The 13,830-nt window shown below is 65.7% G+C and carries 10 protein-coding genes; 4 read left to right on the plus strand and 6 right to left on the minus strand.

Annotation, left to right across the window (positions count from 1 at the left end):
* The first annotated feature begins 394 nt into the window (after positions 1 to 394).
* From prsK to ESB00_RS14560, 3 genes are all read left to right on the plus strand, one after another.
* Complete coding sequence (gene prsK / locus ESB00_RS14550) at positions 395 to 2,503, plus strand: XrtA/PEP-CTERM system histidine kinase PrsK (RefSeq protein WP_129048520.1); 2,109 nt, start codon at positions 395 to 397, stop codon at positions 2,501 to 2,503.
* Positions 2,503 to 3,861, plus strand: a complete 1,359-nt coding sequence (gene prsR / locus ESB00_RS14555; protein WP_129048521.1) for a PEP-CTERM-box response regulator transcription factor — start codon at positions 2,503 to 2,505, stop codon at positions 3,859 to 3,861. The genes prsK and prsR overlap by 1 nt, the downstream gene beginning before the upstream one ends.
* 537 nt (positions 3,862 to 4,398) lie before the next feature.
* Complete coding sequence (locus ESB00_RS14560) at positions 4,399 to 4,587, plus strand: hypothetical protein (protein WP_129048522.1); 189 nt, start codon at positions 4,399 to 4,401, stop codon at positions 4,585 to 4,587.
* A 294-nt stretch (positions 4,588 to 4,881) separates the two neighbouring features.
* On the opposite strand, the gene ESB00_RS14565 is transcribed toward ESB00_RS14560, so the two are convergent.
* Together ESB00_RS14565 and ESB00_RS14570 are read right to left on the minus strand one after the other, a co-directional pair.
* A complete protein-coding gene (locus tag ESB00_RS14565) occupies positions 4,882 to 6,804 on the minus strand; it encodes a methyl-accepting chemotaxis protein (RefSeq protein ID WP_129048523.1) in 1,923 nt (640 codons plus the stop codon).
* Between the two features lie 42 nt (positions 6,805 to 6,846).
* Positions 6,847 to 7,185 (minus strand): energy transducer TonB, encoded by a 339-nt coding sequence (locus ESB00_RS14570; protein ID WP_129048524.1) that lies wholly within the window; start codon positions 7,183 to 7,185, stop codon positions 6,847 to 6,849.
* Positions 7,186 to 7,330: 145 nt separating this feature from the next.
* Between ESB00_RS14570 and ESB00_RS14575 the strand changes: the two genes are divergently transcribed.
* On the plus strand, positions 7,331 to 11,005 hold the full coding sequence (locus tag ESB00_RS14575; protein WP_129048525.1) for a hybrid sensor histidine kinase/response regulator: 3,675 nt from the start codon (positions 7,331 to 7,333) through the stop codon (positions 11,003 to 11,005).
* A 216-nt stretch (positions 11,006 to 11,221) separates the two neighbouring features.
* On the opposite strand, the gene ESB00_RS14580 is transcribed toward ESB00_RS14575, so the two are convergent.
* Genes ESB00_RS14580 through ESB00_RS14595 form a run of 4 tightly spaced genes read right to left on the minus strand, consistent with a single transcriptional unit; the run spans position 11,222 to position 13,827 of the window.
* Complete coding sequence (locus ESB00_RS14580; RefSeq protein WP_129048526.1) at positions 11,222 to 12,100, minus strand: flagellin; 879 nt, start codon at positions 12,098 to 12,100, stop codon at positions 11,222 to 11,224.
* A 24-nt stretch (positions 12,101 to 12,124) separates the two neighbouring features.
* A complete protein-coding gene (csrA, locus tag ESB00_RS14585) occupies positions 12,125 to 12,427 on the minus strand; it encodes a carbon storage regulator CsrA (protein ID WP_129048527.1) in 303 nt (100 codons plus the stop codon).
* A gap of 14 nt (positions 12,428 to 12,441) precedes the next feature.
* Entirely contained in the window at positions 12,442 to 12,906 is a 465-nt protein-coding gene (gene fliW / locus ESB00_RS14590; protein WP_129048528.1) for a flagellar assembly protein FliW, read from the minus strand.
* A gap of 24 nt (positions 12,907 to 12,930) precedes the next feature.
* Positions 12,931 to 13,827 (minus strand): flagellin N-terminal helical domain-containing protein, encoded by an 897-nt coding sequence (locus ESB00_RS14595; protein WP_129048529.1) that lies wholly within the window; start codon positions 13,825 to 13,827, stop codon positions 12,931 to 12,933.
* Between the last annotated feature and the right edge of the window lie 3 nt (positions 13,828 to 13,830).

A 13,830-nucleotide genomic window follows, 5' to 3' on the forward strand; every position in this document is an offset into this window, starting at 1 on the left:
GCCGACTATGTCGGGGCTAACCGCGACCAAGTCGCTTTTGCCGAAGGCAAAACGGATATTTCTGATTCAACGTCTTTCAGTCGTGTGAAATATCTGGGCTAGCCCGCATATTTCACACCCAAAAATGAGAAATATGCGCCCTGTCGGGCCGACTATGTCGGGCTAACCGCGACCAAGTCGCTCCACCCGAAGGGCGGACGGACCATTGGCTGATTGGATAGCTCACCCGTGTGAATGTCCGGGATAGAGCCTAGTGACTAGAAACTAGCGCCTAGCCCCCTTGCTTTCATTTCGTGTGTTTGGTGTGTTTCGTGGTGACCCCTGAATGGTTTGCCATGACTCTTTCCCTGGCCCTTAGAATAACCGAGCTGAACCTACCCGCCGCCATCCCCTCATGAGCCTGGAAATCATCCTCGATTATGTCGGCGTCCTGCTGGCCGGCCTGCTGGGCTGCGCGGCCCTCCTCCGGGCCAACGGCTCCGCGGATCGCTGGGCTTTTGCCGTCGGCATGCTGCTCCTGGCCGCGGAACGGCTCTGCGCCGGCCTCGCGGTCCAGCGCGCCGACCTCCCGCCGGAAGTTTTCAAGTGGCAGGTGTGGCGCCTGCACCTGGTGGCGTTGCTCCCGGCCCCCTGGCTCGCCTTCAGTCTCACCTACGCCCGGGGCAACGCCCGCGAATTCCTCCGCAAATGGCGCTTCGGCCTGCTCGCCGCCGCGCTGCTGCCCCCGGTGGTGGCGCTGGCTCTGCGCCAGGACCTCATCATCTCCAGCCACGCCCTGGGCGACAGCCAGACCCTGTTGCTGCGGCTGGGCCTCGCCGGAACCGCAATGCAGCTGGCCCTGCTGGCCGCCGCCATCCTCATCCTGGCCAACCTTGAGCACACCTTCCGCTCGGCCATGGGCACGGTCCGCTGGCGGGTCAAATTCATGCTCATGGGCGTGGCCGTCATCTTCCTCGTGCGGCTGTTTACCACGAGCCAGCATCTCCTCTTCCGCAGTCTCGACCCCCGATGGGACGTACTCAACGCCGGTGCCCTCCTCGTGGGCATGACCCTAATGGTCCGCTCCCTCCTGCGCACGGGCCGCTTCCACCTCGACATCCATCCGTCCCACTCGGTGCTGCACGGCTCGATGACGGTGGTCCTGGTGGGCGTCTATCTCCTGCTCGTGGGCGTGCTGGCCCGGATCGTGTCCACTCTGGGCGGCGATGCCTCGTTCACGCTGAAGTCCCTCATCGTGCTGCTGCTGCTCGTGCTGCTCGGCATCCTGCTGCAATCCGACCGGCTCCGCATGTATCTGGGCCGCTTCGTCAGCCGCCACTTCCAGCGCCCGGAACACGACTACCGCACCGTCTGGCGCAAGTTCACCGAGGGCACGGCCTCCCGGGTGGAACCGGCGGAATACAACCGGGCCGTTGTGAAACTGGTCGCCGAGATCTTCCAGTCGCTCTCGGTCTCCCTGTGGGTGGTGGACGAACGGCAGGAATTCCTCCGCCTCGGGGCCTCGACCAGCCTCGACGAACACCTGGTGCGCGAGATCCAGCCGACCGCCACCGAGTCCGCCGTGATTCTGGAACAAATGCGCACCCATCCGGCCCCGGCCGACTTTGAAAAGGAGCCCGGGGCCTGGGCCGGGGTGCTGCGCCGTTGCCATCCGGATGAATTTCACAAGGGCGGCACCCGGGTGTGCGTGCCGGTGATGTCCGGCCGCGAGGTGCTGGCCCTGCTCGTGCTCGGCGACCGGGTGGGCGGCACGGCCTTCACGCTCCAGGATCTTGATCTGATGAAATCTATCGGCGACCAGGTCGCCTCCGGCCTGCTCAACGTCCGCCTCTCGCAGCGCCTGCTGCAGGCCCGCGAGCACGAGGCTTTCCAGACCATGGCGACGTTTTTCGTCCACGACCTCAAGAACGCCGCCTCCACCCTCAACCTGATGCTGCAAAACCTGCCCGACCACTTCGATGATCCGGAGTTTCGCCAGGATGCGCTCCGCGGGGTCGGCAAGTCGGTGGCGCACATCAACCACCTCATCAGCCGCCTCACGCAGCTGCGCTCCGAGCTGAAGATCACCCCGGTCGCCTCGGACCTGAACGATCTGGTGCGCGGCATCCTCGGCTCCTTCGCCGCGGAAAAGGAATTCGTGGTCGAGCCCCGGCTCGAGGATCTGCCCGCGCTGCCCCTCGATCGCGACCAGTTCGGCAAGGTCATCACCAATCTCGTGCTCAACACCCGCGAGGCCGGCGCCACCCGCCTGACGCTGTCCACGCGCCGCGCCGGCGCCTGGGCGGTGCTGGAAACCGCCGACAACGGCGGCGGCATCCCGCCGGAATTCCTGAGCCGCTCGCTGTTCCGGCCGTTTCAATCGACCAAGAAAAACGGGCTGGGCATCGGCATGTTCCAAAGCAAAATGATCATCGAGGCGCATGGCGGGCGGATTTCGGTTGAAAGCACCGTTGGCCAAGGCACGTCTTTCCGCATCTTTCTCCCGCTGACACCCCTGACCTGATGAAACCCACACTGCTGATCGTCGATGACGACGAGGAAATCCGCACGCAGATGAAATGGGCGCTGACCCGTGACTACGAGATCGTCCAGGCGGGAGACCGGGCGGGCGCGCTGGAAGCCGCCCGCACCGCGCGGCCCGCGGTCGTGCTGCTGGATCTCGGTCTGCCCCCGCATCCCAACTCGCCCGACGAGGGCCTCGCCACGCTGACAGAACTGCTCGCCGCCGACCCGCAGACGAAGGTCGTGATCATCTCCGGCCAGGGGGAAAAATCCAACGCCCTGCGCGCCGTGGGCGCAGGCGCCTATGATTTCCTCGGCAAACCGGTGGAAATGGAGGAGCTGAAGCTCCTCCTGAAACGCTGCTTCCACGTCGCGCTGCTCGAGCGCGAATACCGCGAGATCCAGCAGAAGATCCTCGGCGAATCCTTCGACGGCATCCTGGGCGGCAGCACGCGCATGCAGGCCACGTTCGAAGCCATCCGCAAGGTGGCGACCGTGGACGCCCCGGTCTTGATCCTCGGCGAAAGCGGCACCGGCAAGGAGATGACCGCCCGCTCCATCCACCAGCGGAGCGCGCGGCGCAACGGTCCGTTCGTCGCGATCAATTGCAGCGCGATTCCCGAGTCGCTGATGGAAAGCGAACTATTCGGCCACGAAAAAGGCGCCTTCACCGGCGCCCATGCCCAGCGCAAGGGCCGCATCGAGAGCGCGCACGGCGGCACCCTCTTCCTCGACGAAATCGGCGAAATCCCGCCCCCCATCCAGGTGAAGCTCCTCCGCTTCCTGCAGGAGCGTGTCATCGAGCGCGTGGGCGGCCGGCAGGAAATCTCGGTGGACACCCGCGTCCTCGCCGCCACCCACGTGGACCTGAAGAAGGGCATGGCCACCGGCTCGTTCCGCGAGGACTTGTTCTACCGCCTGGCCGTCGTGCAGATCGTACTGCCGCCGCTGCGTGAACGCGAAAATGACATCGTCCTCCTCGCCAACGCGTTTCTCCAGCAGTCCGCCAAGGAGACCAGCAAGAACGGTCTGGCCTTCTCCCCCGAGGCCACCCGCGCCATCCTGCGGCATGCCTGGCCGGGCAACGTGCGCGAACTCCAGAACCGGGTCCGCCGCGCCGTCATCATGGGCGGCACGAAACGTCTCACCGCCCAGGATCTGGAACTTGAAGCCGCCGCCCCCAACGGCTCGACCCTGAAAGAAGCCCGCGAAGCCCTGGAGCGGGAGATGCTCCAGCAATCACTCCGCCGTCATGCCGGCAAAATCACCGCCGCCGCCAACGAGCTCGGCATCAGCCGCCCCACCTTCTATGAGCTGATGGACAAGCTCGGCATCCAGAAACCCGAGAAGCCGGAGTGACGCGGGCGCGTCGCGCGACGCGCGACACGCGGGAGAAAAGACAAAGGAGGAGGGAGAAAGGAGTTTAATCCCTCGAAACTTGTCATCCTGAGTGTAGTGAAGGATCCAAAATGATGTCCGCGGGCGGTCATGCTGCTGGATCCTTCTCCCGCAGGCGCGGGATCAGGATGACGGCATGAAAGCTCGATAATAACCGCACCTGGAAAAGCTCCGTTCAAGTCCTCAGCATCTCCGAACCAACTGGACGCAAACGCGCACGTACCGCGCCACCGTCCACCGTCCGACCGTCCACCGCTATCCGGTCTCCCGTCTCCGGTCTCCAATCTCCGGCCTCTCTTCTCCCGGCGCCCCGCAATCCGGCGTCGTGGGGCCGAAAGCGTGGTCGCAGGCCCTGCTGTCAGCCTGAGCCATGCGATCCAGCAGCATAATCGTCTGCGTACATCCGGGTGGATCCTTCACTTCGTTCAGGATGACAGTTTTCGTAGGTGCGATATCATTTCGCTCAAGCCGGGCGGAAACTGCGCCGTTGTTTCAGGCATGAACTCGCCCTACCCCTTCTTCGGCTCGGCGACCGGTGCGGCGGTGCGCCGGCCGCGCGACATCACGTGGGATCGCATCCTCTTCCAGCCGCCGGTGCTCAATCCGCGCATGGTGTTCGATCCGCTCCCCTTCCGCACGCAAACCCTGCCCCGCCCGCAACGCAGCCGGTCTCCGTTTCATCGCTGAGACCTGCGCATTTCCGCTTTCTTGAAAAACCCGGCCCTGATCAGCCGGGTTTTTTATTGTCCGCTTCAGCGCAGGCGAAAATCCGGACACAAAAAAGGCAGCCTGACGGCTGCCTGGGATAAGCATGGAATGAAGCGCTTACTCTACCGGACTCACGCATACGATACGACTCCTGGGTGCAACCGAGGGAACAAAATGGTGGAGCGCGTTGCTCCCCAACGCGCTGAGGATGTCCGCTGCGCTGCCAGCGCCCTGAGGAGCAGGTCGCTCCACCTCAACGGCATGATCCCGAGTTCAGTCGTTCCACTCCATCGCAGCGACGGGAGCCGCGGCGCCGATCACGGGTTTCTGGATCGCAGCGGACGGTTCGGTCGCCCGCACGGGGGCGGACTTGACCGGACTGACCACCGCCGTCTCCTCGGCCACCTCGGCGTAGCCCTGCACCATGCGGATCAGGTCGTTGACCGCAGCTTTGACCTGGGCCGACTGGGCCTTCATGTCCTCGGCGGAGCTGGCGGATTGCTGCGCCAGCGCGGCGTTGGACTGGGTGATCTTGTCCATGCCGGCGACGGCCTGGTTGAGCTGGCCGATGCCTTCGCTCTGCTCGGTGGAGGCCTGGGCAATGCCGCCGACCATCTCGTCGAGCTGACGGATGCGCTCGACGATCTTGTCGAGGCTGGCGGCGACCTGCGCACTGATCGTGGCACCCTGCTCGCTCTTGGCGGAGGCGTCGGCGATCTTGGCGGCGGTTTCCTTGGCAGCCTGCGCGCTGCGCTGGGCGAGGTTGCGGACCTCCTCGGCCACGACCGCGAAACCGGCACCGGCCTCGCCGGCGCGGGCGGCCTCGACGGCGGCGTTGAGCGCGAGGATGTTCGTCTGGAAGGCGATTTCGTCGATCGTCTTGATGATCTTGGAAATTTCGGAGCTGGAGGACTTGATGGCGGTCATCGCCTCGCGCATCGCGGTCATGTCGCGGGTGCCGGCATCGGCGGTGGCCCGGGCCTCGGCCGCGAGGCCCTTGGCCGCCTGCGCGCTCTCCGAGTTGCGGGAGGTCATGCTGGCCATCTCGTGCAGGGAGGCGCTGCTCTCCTCGAGCGAGGCGGCCTGGCGGCTGGCGCCGTCGGCCATCGACTGGCTGGCGGTGGACACCTGGAGCGCGGCGGTATGGGTCTGGGCGGACTCAACCGCGAGCTGCTTGGCGATCTTGAAGATCGGGCGCGTGATGCCGCGAATGATCAGCCAGGCGACCACGAGGCCGAGCACGCCGGCACCGATGGTGCAGCTCAGCACGATCATCTCGCTGCGCGCCTGGTCGGTCGAGCCGCTCTGACCGAGCTGGCTCTGGAAATTGGTCACGGCTTGGCGCAGGCGCACCAGGGCGGCGGTGAACTGCGGGGCGATGGCCTCGAGTTCCTCCTCCAGGATCTTGTTGCGCTGCTGCTTGAGCGTAGTGATCTGCTCCAGCCCGGCGGTGTAGGCGGCGGTGGCGGCCGCGGTCTTCACGAGCAGGGCATCCTTCGCCGCGTCCTTCAGCGTCTCGTCGAGTTTCACGAGTTCGGCCTGGTCCTTCTGCAGCTGTTGGACCGCATCGGCCACCAGTTTGATGTGCTTCTTGGCCGCCTCGGCATACTCCGGCTTGGAGGTGAGCAGGTAGGAATTAACGTCGCTGCTGGACTCGAAAAAGCTCTTGAGCGCGCTGGAAACCTGGAACGCCCCGTTCATGTCGCCGTTGTTGCGGGCGCCGGTCAGGATGGTCTCCAAGCCCTTGGAAATCTCCTGCCCCTCCGGAGTCAGCTTTTCGCGAACGATGACATCCATCTGGGCGGTGACGGTCACGACGCTCTGGAAAGACGCGTCATACTTGCCCAGCAGCGTGACCGCCTCGCGGAGTTCGCCGGCGCGGGCCGGGTCGGTGATGGACTTGAGGGCCGCCTCAATCTGCCCGTCGAGCGCGGCCTTGGCCTGCCGGTAGGCATCGGTCTTGGCGGCGGCGCCGCTGGCCAGGAATTCGTTCACGCTGAGCTTCACGCCCAGCATAGCCGACTCGACCCCGGCGACGTTGTTGGTCTCGGCGGTGCTGCCGGCGTAGAGCGTGAGCCGGCGACCCGAGGAACCCAGGGCCAGCCAGGCCGTCGTGGCGACCGCCGCGAGCAGGACCAGAACCAGACTGAAACCGAGCGCGATGCGTCGGCCGATGGTGAGTGAACTGAATTGCATGACAGAGTGGGGAGAGGTGAAAGCGGGGAACGGAGGGGAAAATCAGCCCTTGTGGGTGAACTGGATCGGGATGTTCACGCGCATGGCGACGGCCTCGCCGCCCTGCTTCGCCGGCTTGAACTTCCACTTGGCCAGTGCATCCATCGCGGGCTGCGAGAAAGCCTCGTGGGTGGTCTTGACCACCTTGGGCTCCTGGACGTTGCCCTTCTCGTCGATGAGGATGCTGACCGTCACAACGCCGGAAATGCCGTCGCGACGAAGGTCCTCAGGGAACACAGGGGGCACGGTGCGCACGGGAACGGGCGGCTCGTCGGCGGCAAGCCCCACGATTTGACCGAATCCCAGCGTGATGATGATGAGTAGGATTAATTTGGTTTTCATGACTGCACCGTCACGCTTCGTCACAAATTCCCTGCAATTGAGCCCATTGGTGAGTTTTTGACGCCCCGTTTGCACGGACCGGCCGATCACCGGCAAAAATGGCTTAACATTCTTTCAGAAAATCCGATACGATTGGATTAGACTGATGCCGGCCTCCCCCACTCCTCACGCGCCGCGTTTCGGGCGCACGGAAAAATTTCTGCACTGGACCAGCCGTGCTGCCACCGTGGCGGTGCTGGCCTGCGGTTTGACCGCGCTGGCCGGGTGGTGGACGGGCCTGCCCCTCCTTGCCGCCCTGCACCCGGGCTGGCCGCCGTTGCAACCGGTCAACGCGCTCGGCTTCGTCCTTTGTGCGATCAGCCTGATGCTCCAGGGGTCCAGACACCCGGCTTCCCGCCGGACCGCGCTGGCGCTGGGCGGAGTGGTGCTGGCCGCCGGCCTGGTCGGTTTCATATCGGAGTATCGGGGTGCGGGCGCCCAATGGCAGGATTGGATCTCAACCGCGCTCACCGGAAACGCCGGACTCGCCCCCGCCCCGCAGCCGGGCATCACCCCGCATGCGGTGCTGGTGTTGTCGGCCCTGGCGGTGCTCAAGCTGGAGCAGTCGCGCCGCGTCTGGCTGAGTCCATCCGCGCTGTTCGGCATGATTCTGATGACGCTCGGCCTGCTGGGTGGCATCACCCGCCTCAGCATGACGCCCGATGTCGCCCCGGGCCTCTCCGGTTTCGGTTCCCTCGCCACTTTCTTCCTCGGGCTCGCCTTCTCCACGGTGCATCTCGACTCGGGCCTGGTGCGGGCGCTCAAGTCCGACAGTGCCACGGGAATCGTGGGCCGCCGTCTGCTGATCCTGGCCGGCGTGTTGCCGCCGGTGCTCTACCTCATCCAGCTGCGGGTCGAGGGCGGCGTGGCGGGCGACAGCCTGGAACGCGTGGCCCTCATCACCGGGGCCTTCGCCTTCGCCTCGATCGCCGTGCTGGTGTTCTCGCTGCACCGCCTCGAACAGCTGGACGTCGAGAAAACCCACGCCGAGCAGGAACGCGACCGGCTCCTCCAACGCGTGCAGCACCAGGCCGCCTCGCTGCAGCAGGAGGTCGCCACCCGCACGAAGGAGCTCAAGCTGCTCAACGACCGGCACCGGCTGGCCCTGCGCAGCTCGAACTACGGCGTCTGGGACTGGGACGTTCTCCGCCGGGAAATGGTGTGGGACGCGGCCATGCTCGACATCTTCGGTCTGGCGCCGGCGGCGTTCTCCGGCACCGAGGAGGACTGGTTCCGGCGCATCCATCCCGACGATCTCCCGGTGGTCCGCCAGCTCGACTGGAACGCGCTGGAGCCGGATGAGGCGCTGATTTTCGAATATCGCATCATGCGCCCCGATGGCACCCTCCGCCATCTGCGCGCCCAGGGCCAGCCTCAGTTCACCCCCGAGGGCCGCATCGGCCGCATCGTGGGCCTCGTGCGCGACCAGACCCAGGAAAAGGAACGTGAACGCGAGCTGAACACGCTGACCGAGCGGCTGCAGTTTGTCGTGTCGGCCGCGGGTTACGGCGTCTGGGAATATGATTTTCGCGCCGACCGCCTCTACTGGGACGACCACCTGCTCAAGATCCACGGGCTGCAACGCGGCGATGTCAGCGGCGGCATCGACGGCTGGCGCCAGCGGGTGCACCCGGAGGACTGGGCCGATGTGCAGCACCACCTCAACGAGGTCATGGTGGGCCGCCGCGAGCAGTTCGAACCCGAATACCGCGTTATCCGCCCCGACGGGGTCGTGCGCTACATGCAGATGCGCAGCTACCTGATCCGCGACGGCGAGGGCACGCCCACACGGCTCGTCGGCCTGAACCGCGATGTTACTTCCGCCCGCGAGCTGCGGGAGCAGCTCCGCATCTCCGAGGAGCGCTGGCGCCTCGTCGTCAGCAGCAACAACGACGCCGTCTGGGACTGGGATGTCGTCAACAACCATGTCTATCGCGACAAGCGCTACGCCGAGATGCTGGGCCTGAACCCCGCCGGTCTTTCAGTCTCGGGCCAGGAATGGAGCTCGCGGGTGCATCCCGACGACATGCCCGCGGCCAGTGTCGCGCTCCAGACCCACCTCGACGGCCGCTCACCCTATTACCAGTGCGAGTTCCGCATGCGGCACCACGACGGCCATTGGATGTGGATGATGGACCGCGGCAAGGTCGTGGCCCGCGACAGCCACGGCAAGCCGTTGCGCATGGTCGGCACGCAGACGGACATCACCACCCGCAAAACCCTCGAGGAGAAGCTCCGGCACAACGAGCAGCTCTCGCTCCAGCTCAACCGGCTGGCCCAGATCGGCGCCTGGGAGGAGGACACGGTCACAGGCCGCATCACGTGGGCGCCCGAGGTTTACCGCATCCACGAAGTGGAGCTGGGGTTCATCCCCACGGCGGAATCCATCCAGCCCTTCTATCCCCCGGAATCGCGCGTGGTGCTCGACGAGGCCTTCCGGCGCGCGCGCCTCGACGGCACGCCGTTCGACCTCGAGCTACCCTTCATCAGCGCCCGCGGCAACCAGCTCTGGATCCGCATCCTAGGTCAGGCCGAGCAGAACCAGGGGCAGGTCGTGCGGCTCTTCGGCGGGTTTCAGGACATCACCGCCCGCCGCGACGCCGAGGAGATGCGCCGCCAGCTCGAAAGCCAGCTGTTCCAGGCGCAAAAGATGGAGACGCTCGGCACCCTCGCCGGCGGCATCGCCCATGACTTCAACAACCTGCTCACCGGCATCCTCGGTTACCAGGATCTCGCCTTCGACGGCCTGCCGGAGGGACACGAGTCGCGGCCGTACCTCGAGGCCTCCCGCGAAGCGAGTCTGCGCGCCCGGGAGCTGGTGGACCAAATTCTCACCTTCAGCCGGCAATCGTCCGCGAAAAAAATCCCGGTGGATCTCAAGGCGATCGCCGAGGATGCGCGACGTTTCCTGCGGGCCACCGTGCCGGCCACGATCCGCATCGAGCTCACGGCGACCGAGGAGTGTCCGCCGGTGCTGGCCGACGCCAGCCAGATCCACCAGGTGCTGCTCAACCTCGGCAGCAACGCGGCCCACGCCATGCACCAGACGGGCGGCGTGATGCGGCTCACGCTCTCGCCGGTCACCATCGCCGAGTCCACCACCTTCAACCAGCTTGCCCCCGGGCGCTATGTACGGGTGGATTTCAGCGACACCGGCTGCGGCATCGATGAGGCGACACGCAAGCGCATCTTCGACCCGTTCTTCACGACCAAAGAGGTGGGCCAAGGCACCGGCCTCGGCCTTTCGATGGTGCACGGCATCATCCAGGCCCACCAGGGCGACATCACCGTGGAAAGCGAGGAGGGCCGCGGCACCACGTTCACCCTTTTCCTCCCCGCGGCCGAGGTGCAGGAGGCCGCCATCGCGCCGGCCCAGCCCTCCACGCCGCGCGGCCAGGGCGAACTCGTCGCCATTGTGGACGACGAGGATCTCGTCCGCAGCTTTGCCCAGATCTCCCTTGAGCGCGCCGGCTACCGCGTGGTCTCCTTCGACCGGGCCTCCACCTGCCTGGAGGAAATCCGCGGCCACATCGGCGATTTCGCCGTGCTGCTGACCGACCAGACCATGCCGGGCATGAACGGAATCGAGCTGGCAGCGGAAATCCGCTCCATCGCCCCCACCCTGCCCGTGATCATCATGTCGGGCTACTACTCGCGCATCGCCCCCGAGATGCTCCAACAGATGGGGTTTGTCTCCCTGATCTCGAAACCCTTCACCAACGAGGAACTCGCCTCGGCCGTCCACCGCAGCGTGGAGGACAGCCGACAGCAGATCGGCTGACGGCGGCGCTCGCGACTAAGCCCGCCCGAGTTTGGCTTTGTTGTAGCGGCGGTCTGTGACCGCCGGTTCACGCCTTTGCCGATGGCAAAACGGATATTTCTGATTCAACACCTTTCGTTGGGGTGAAATATCCGGGTTAGAGCGGGCATCCCAGGTTAACAATAAAAAGGCCGGGCTCCCTGAGGGAAGCCCGGCCGGAAGTTCAGGTGCGGCGGTTTACTGCTGGAGCAGCTGGAGCACGCTACGCGGGGTCTGGTTGGCCTGGGCCAGCATCGCCGTGCCGGACTGGACGAGGATGTTGTATTTGGCGAACTGCGTGGATTCCTCGGCCACGTCCACGTCGCGGATGCGCGAGATGGCGGAACCCAGGTTCTCGAACTCGATCTGCAGCGTGGTGGCCGCCAGCTCGAGGCGCGACTGGGAGGCGCCGAGGGAGGCGCGCTCGGTGGCGACGTGCTGGATGGCGTCGGTGATCGCCTCGATCGCATCGGTGTCGGTCAGGCTCAGCGAGTAGGCGCCGGAGCCGTCCTGGTCGATGATCTCGAGCATGTCGCCGGTGCGCAGGTTGGAGTCGCCGATGGTCATCTCCTGGCCCACGGCCTGGCCGATGGTCACGGTGAGACCGGTCGCGGTGGAACCGAAGAGCGCGATGCCGTTGAAGGCGCCGAGCGGGGCGTCGATGTCGGCGGTGCCGCCGATGTCGGCGCTCGTGCCACCGATGGTGGCGCGGAGCTGGTCCTGCAGGGCGGTGAACTCCTGCGAGTACAGGTCGATGTCGGTCGAGTTCTTCGTCACGTCCTTGGCGAGGATCGCGAGCTCGCTCATGCGCGAGAGGATCTTCGTCATGCCGGACATGAAGCCGTCGGCCGTCTGCACATAGGAAACGGCGTTCTGGACGTTGGTGATGGCCGCTTTGACGCGGCGGCCCTGCGCGTCCAGTTTCTCGGACACGGCGAGGCCGGCGGCGTCGTCGGACGGGTTGACGATTTTGGAACCGGACGAGAGGCGGGACAGGGAACGTCCAAGCATCTCCTGGGAGGCATTGAGGTTACGGGCGGCCGCGATGGCCTGGATGTTGGTATTGATGACGCTCATGGTGGTGGCGTGGTTGACTGTGGTTTAAGCCGCCGCGCCGTTGCGGCGACTGGCAGGTTTGACGCCATCCATGGGAGGTGAACCCGGGCCGGAATCCTTGGCCCGAGTGATTTTGGGAAGTGAAGGCAGCACCTGCCCGGAGGCGGGCATGGCGGCGGCCTGGTTGCTGGCCACGATCGCGGTGTGGACCTCCTTGCGGAAGATCGGCACGTCACGCGGGGCGATGATGCCGATCTTGACCACATCGCCTTCGATGCGGTTGATGCGGATCTCGATGCCGTCGCCGATGACGATCGCTTCGTTGACCTTGCGGGATAAGACGAGCATGGGAAGGGCTCCGGTTAGGCGGTCGCGCGGGTCTGCGTGGACGGCTCCACCAGCGGCCAATGGGCGCTGTAGTGGGAATAGTTGGCGATCACCAGCTGGCGGGCGATGCGCGTGCGGCGGTTCATCACGATGGGACCGACGAGATTGACCTTCGCCTCGAGCGGGTTCTGGTGCTGGAGGGTGACGATGTTGAGGAGCATGGCCTCGCTCGCATCCTTCAGGTCGAGCGCCTCGGCGTCGGCGTCGAACAGCTCGGGCGCGTAGCCGGGGACGAGACCGCCCGGCTCGATCACGATGAAGTGAACCGCCTCGCTGCCGCGGTGTAGCTTCAGCCAGAGGAACGGCAGGTGGTCGGGCATGTAGAGGAGTTCGGCGCGGGTGTAATCCTTGAAGCCGATCAAGCCCTGCGGGAGCTCGAAGTGGTTGGCGACGGGCGGCAGGGGAATGTCGGCGATGGGCGGGGCGGACAGGACTTTCATGGGCGGAGGTGGTGCGGGGTGAGTTTAACGGATGTAATCGAGGAGGGAGATTTTCATGATGCTCGCGGAGGACTGGAGCGCGGCCTGGTAGGCGAGCTGGGCCTGGTTGAGCCGGACGATGGCGTCGGGCAGGTCGACGTTGGTCTCGCGGCCGAGGAGCTCGACGATGCTGTCACCGCGACCCTGCTGCTGGGCGCGGTTGACCTCGATGCGGGTCTGGACGGCGCCGTTGGCGGCGAGGGCCGTGACGAGCACGTTCTCCCCGTTGATAAGACTGCTCTGGGCGGTCGCGAGGGCGGCGCCGTCGTTGGACGCCAGCGCATCGCGCAGGCTCACGAGCTGGTTGAGGAGATCTCGAATGGCGAGGTTGGTGTCGGGATTGGAACCAGGGGCGACGCTGGCCACCTCGGAAAGGGGGATGCTCGCCAAGCTGTTGTTGCCATCGTAGGTCACGGCGGTGACGTTGCCGTTGGCATCGCGGGTGGCGGAATACGCCGGGGCATCGACGGCCGTGCCGGCGAAGAGATAGTCGTTGCCAAGGCGGGTGTTGCCGACCTGCAGGAGCTGTTCGATGAGCTGGTTGACCTCGGCGGAATACGCCCCCAAGGCCTCGGGGCCGCTGGGCGCACGGCCCAGGGTGGCCAGCTCGGTGGCGCGGTCGGAAATTTCCTTCACATCGCGGAGGCCGGCAAAGGTCGCCTGGCTGATCTCGATGGCCCGGGCGGCGTTCTCGTCGAACTGGTCCACGCGGCGCAGCTCGCTCTGGTGGTTGAGCACGCGGGCGGAGGCCGCGGGATCCTCGTCGGCCGAGAGAATGCGCTGACCGGTCGCGACCTGCGTCTGGAGCTTGGAGGTCTGCGTGCCGAGCAGCTGGATCTGGCGGACAACCGTGTCGTGAATGGTGTTGGTGGCGATGCGCATGGC

It is taken from the genome of Oleiharenicola lentus (assembly GCF_004118375.1).
GTDB classification, from domain to species: domain Bacteria; phylum Verrucomicrobiota; class Verrucomicrobiia; order Opitutales; family Opitutaceae; genus Lacunisphaera; species Lacunisphaera lenta.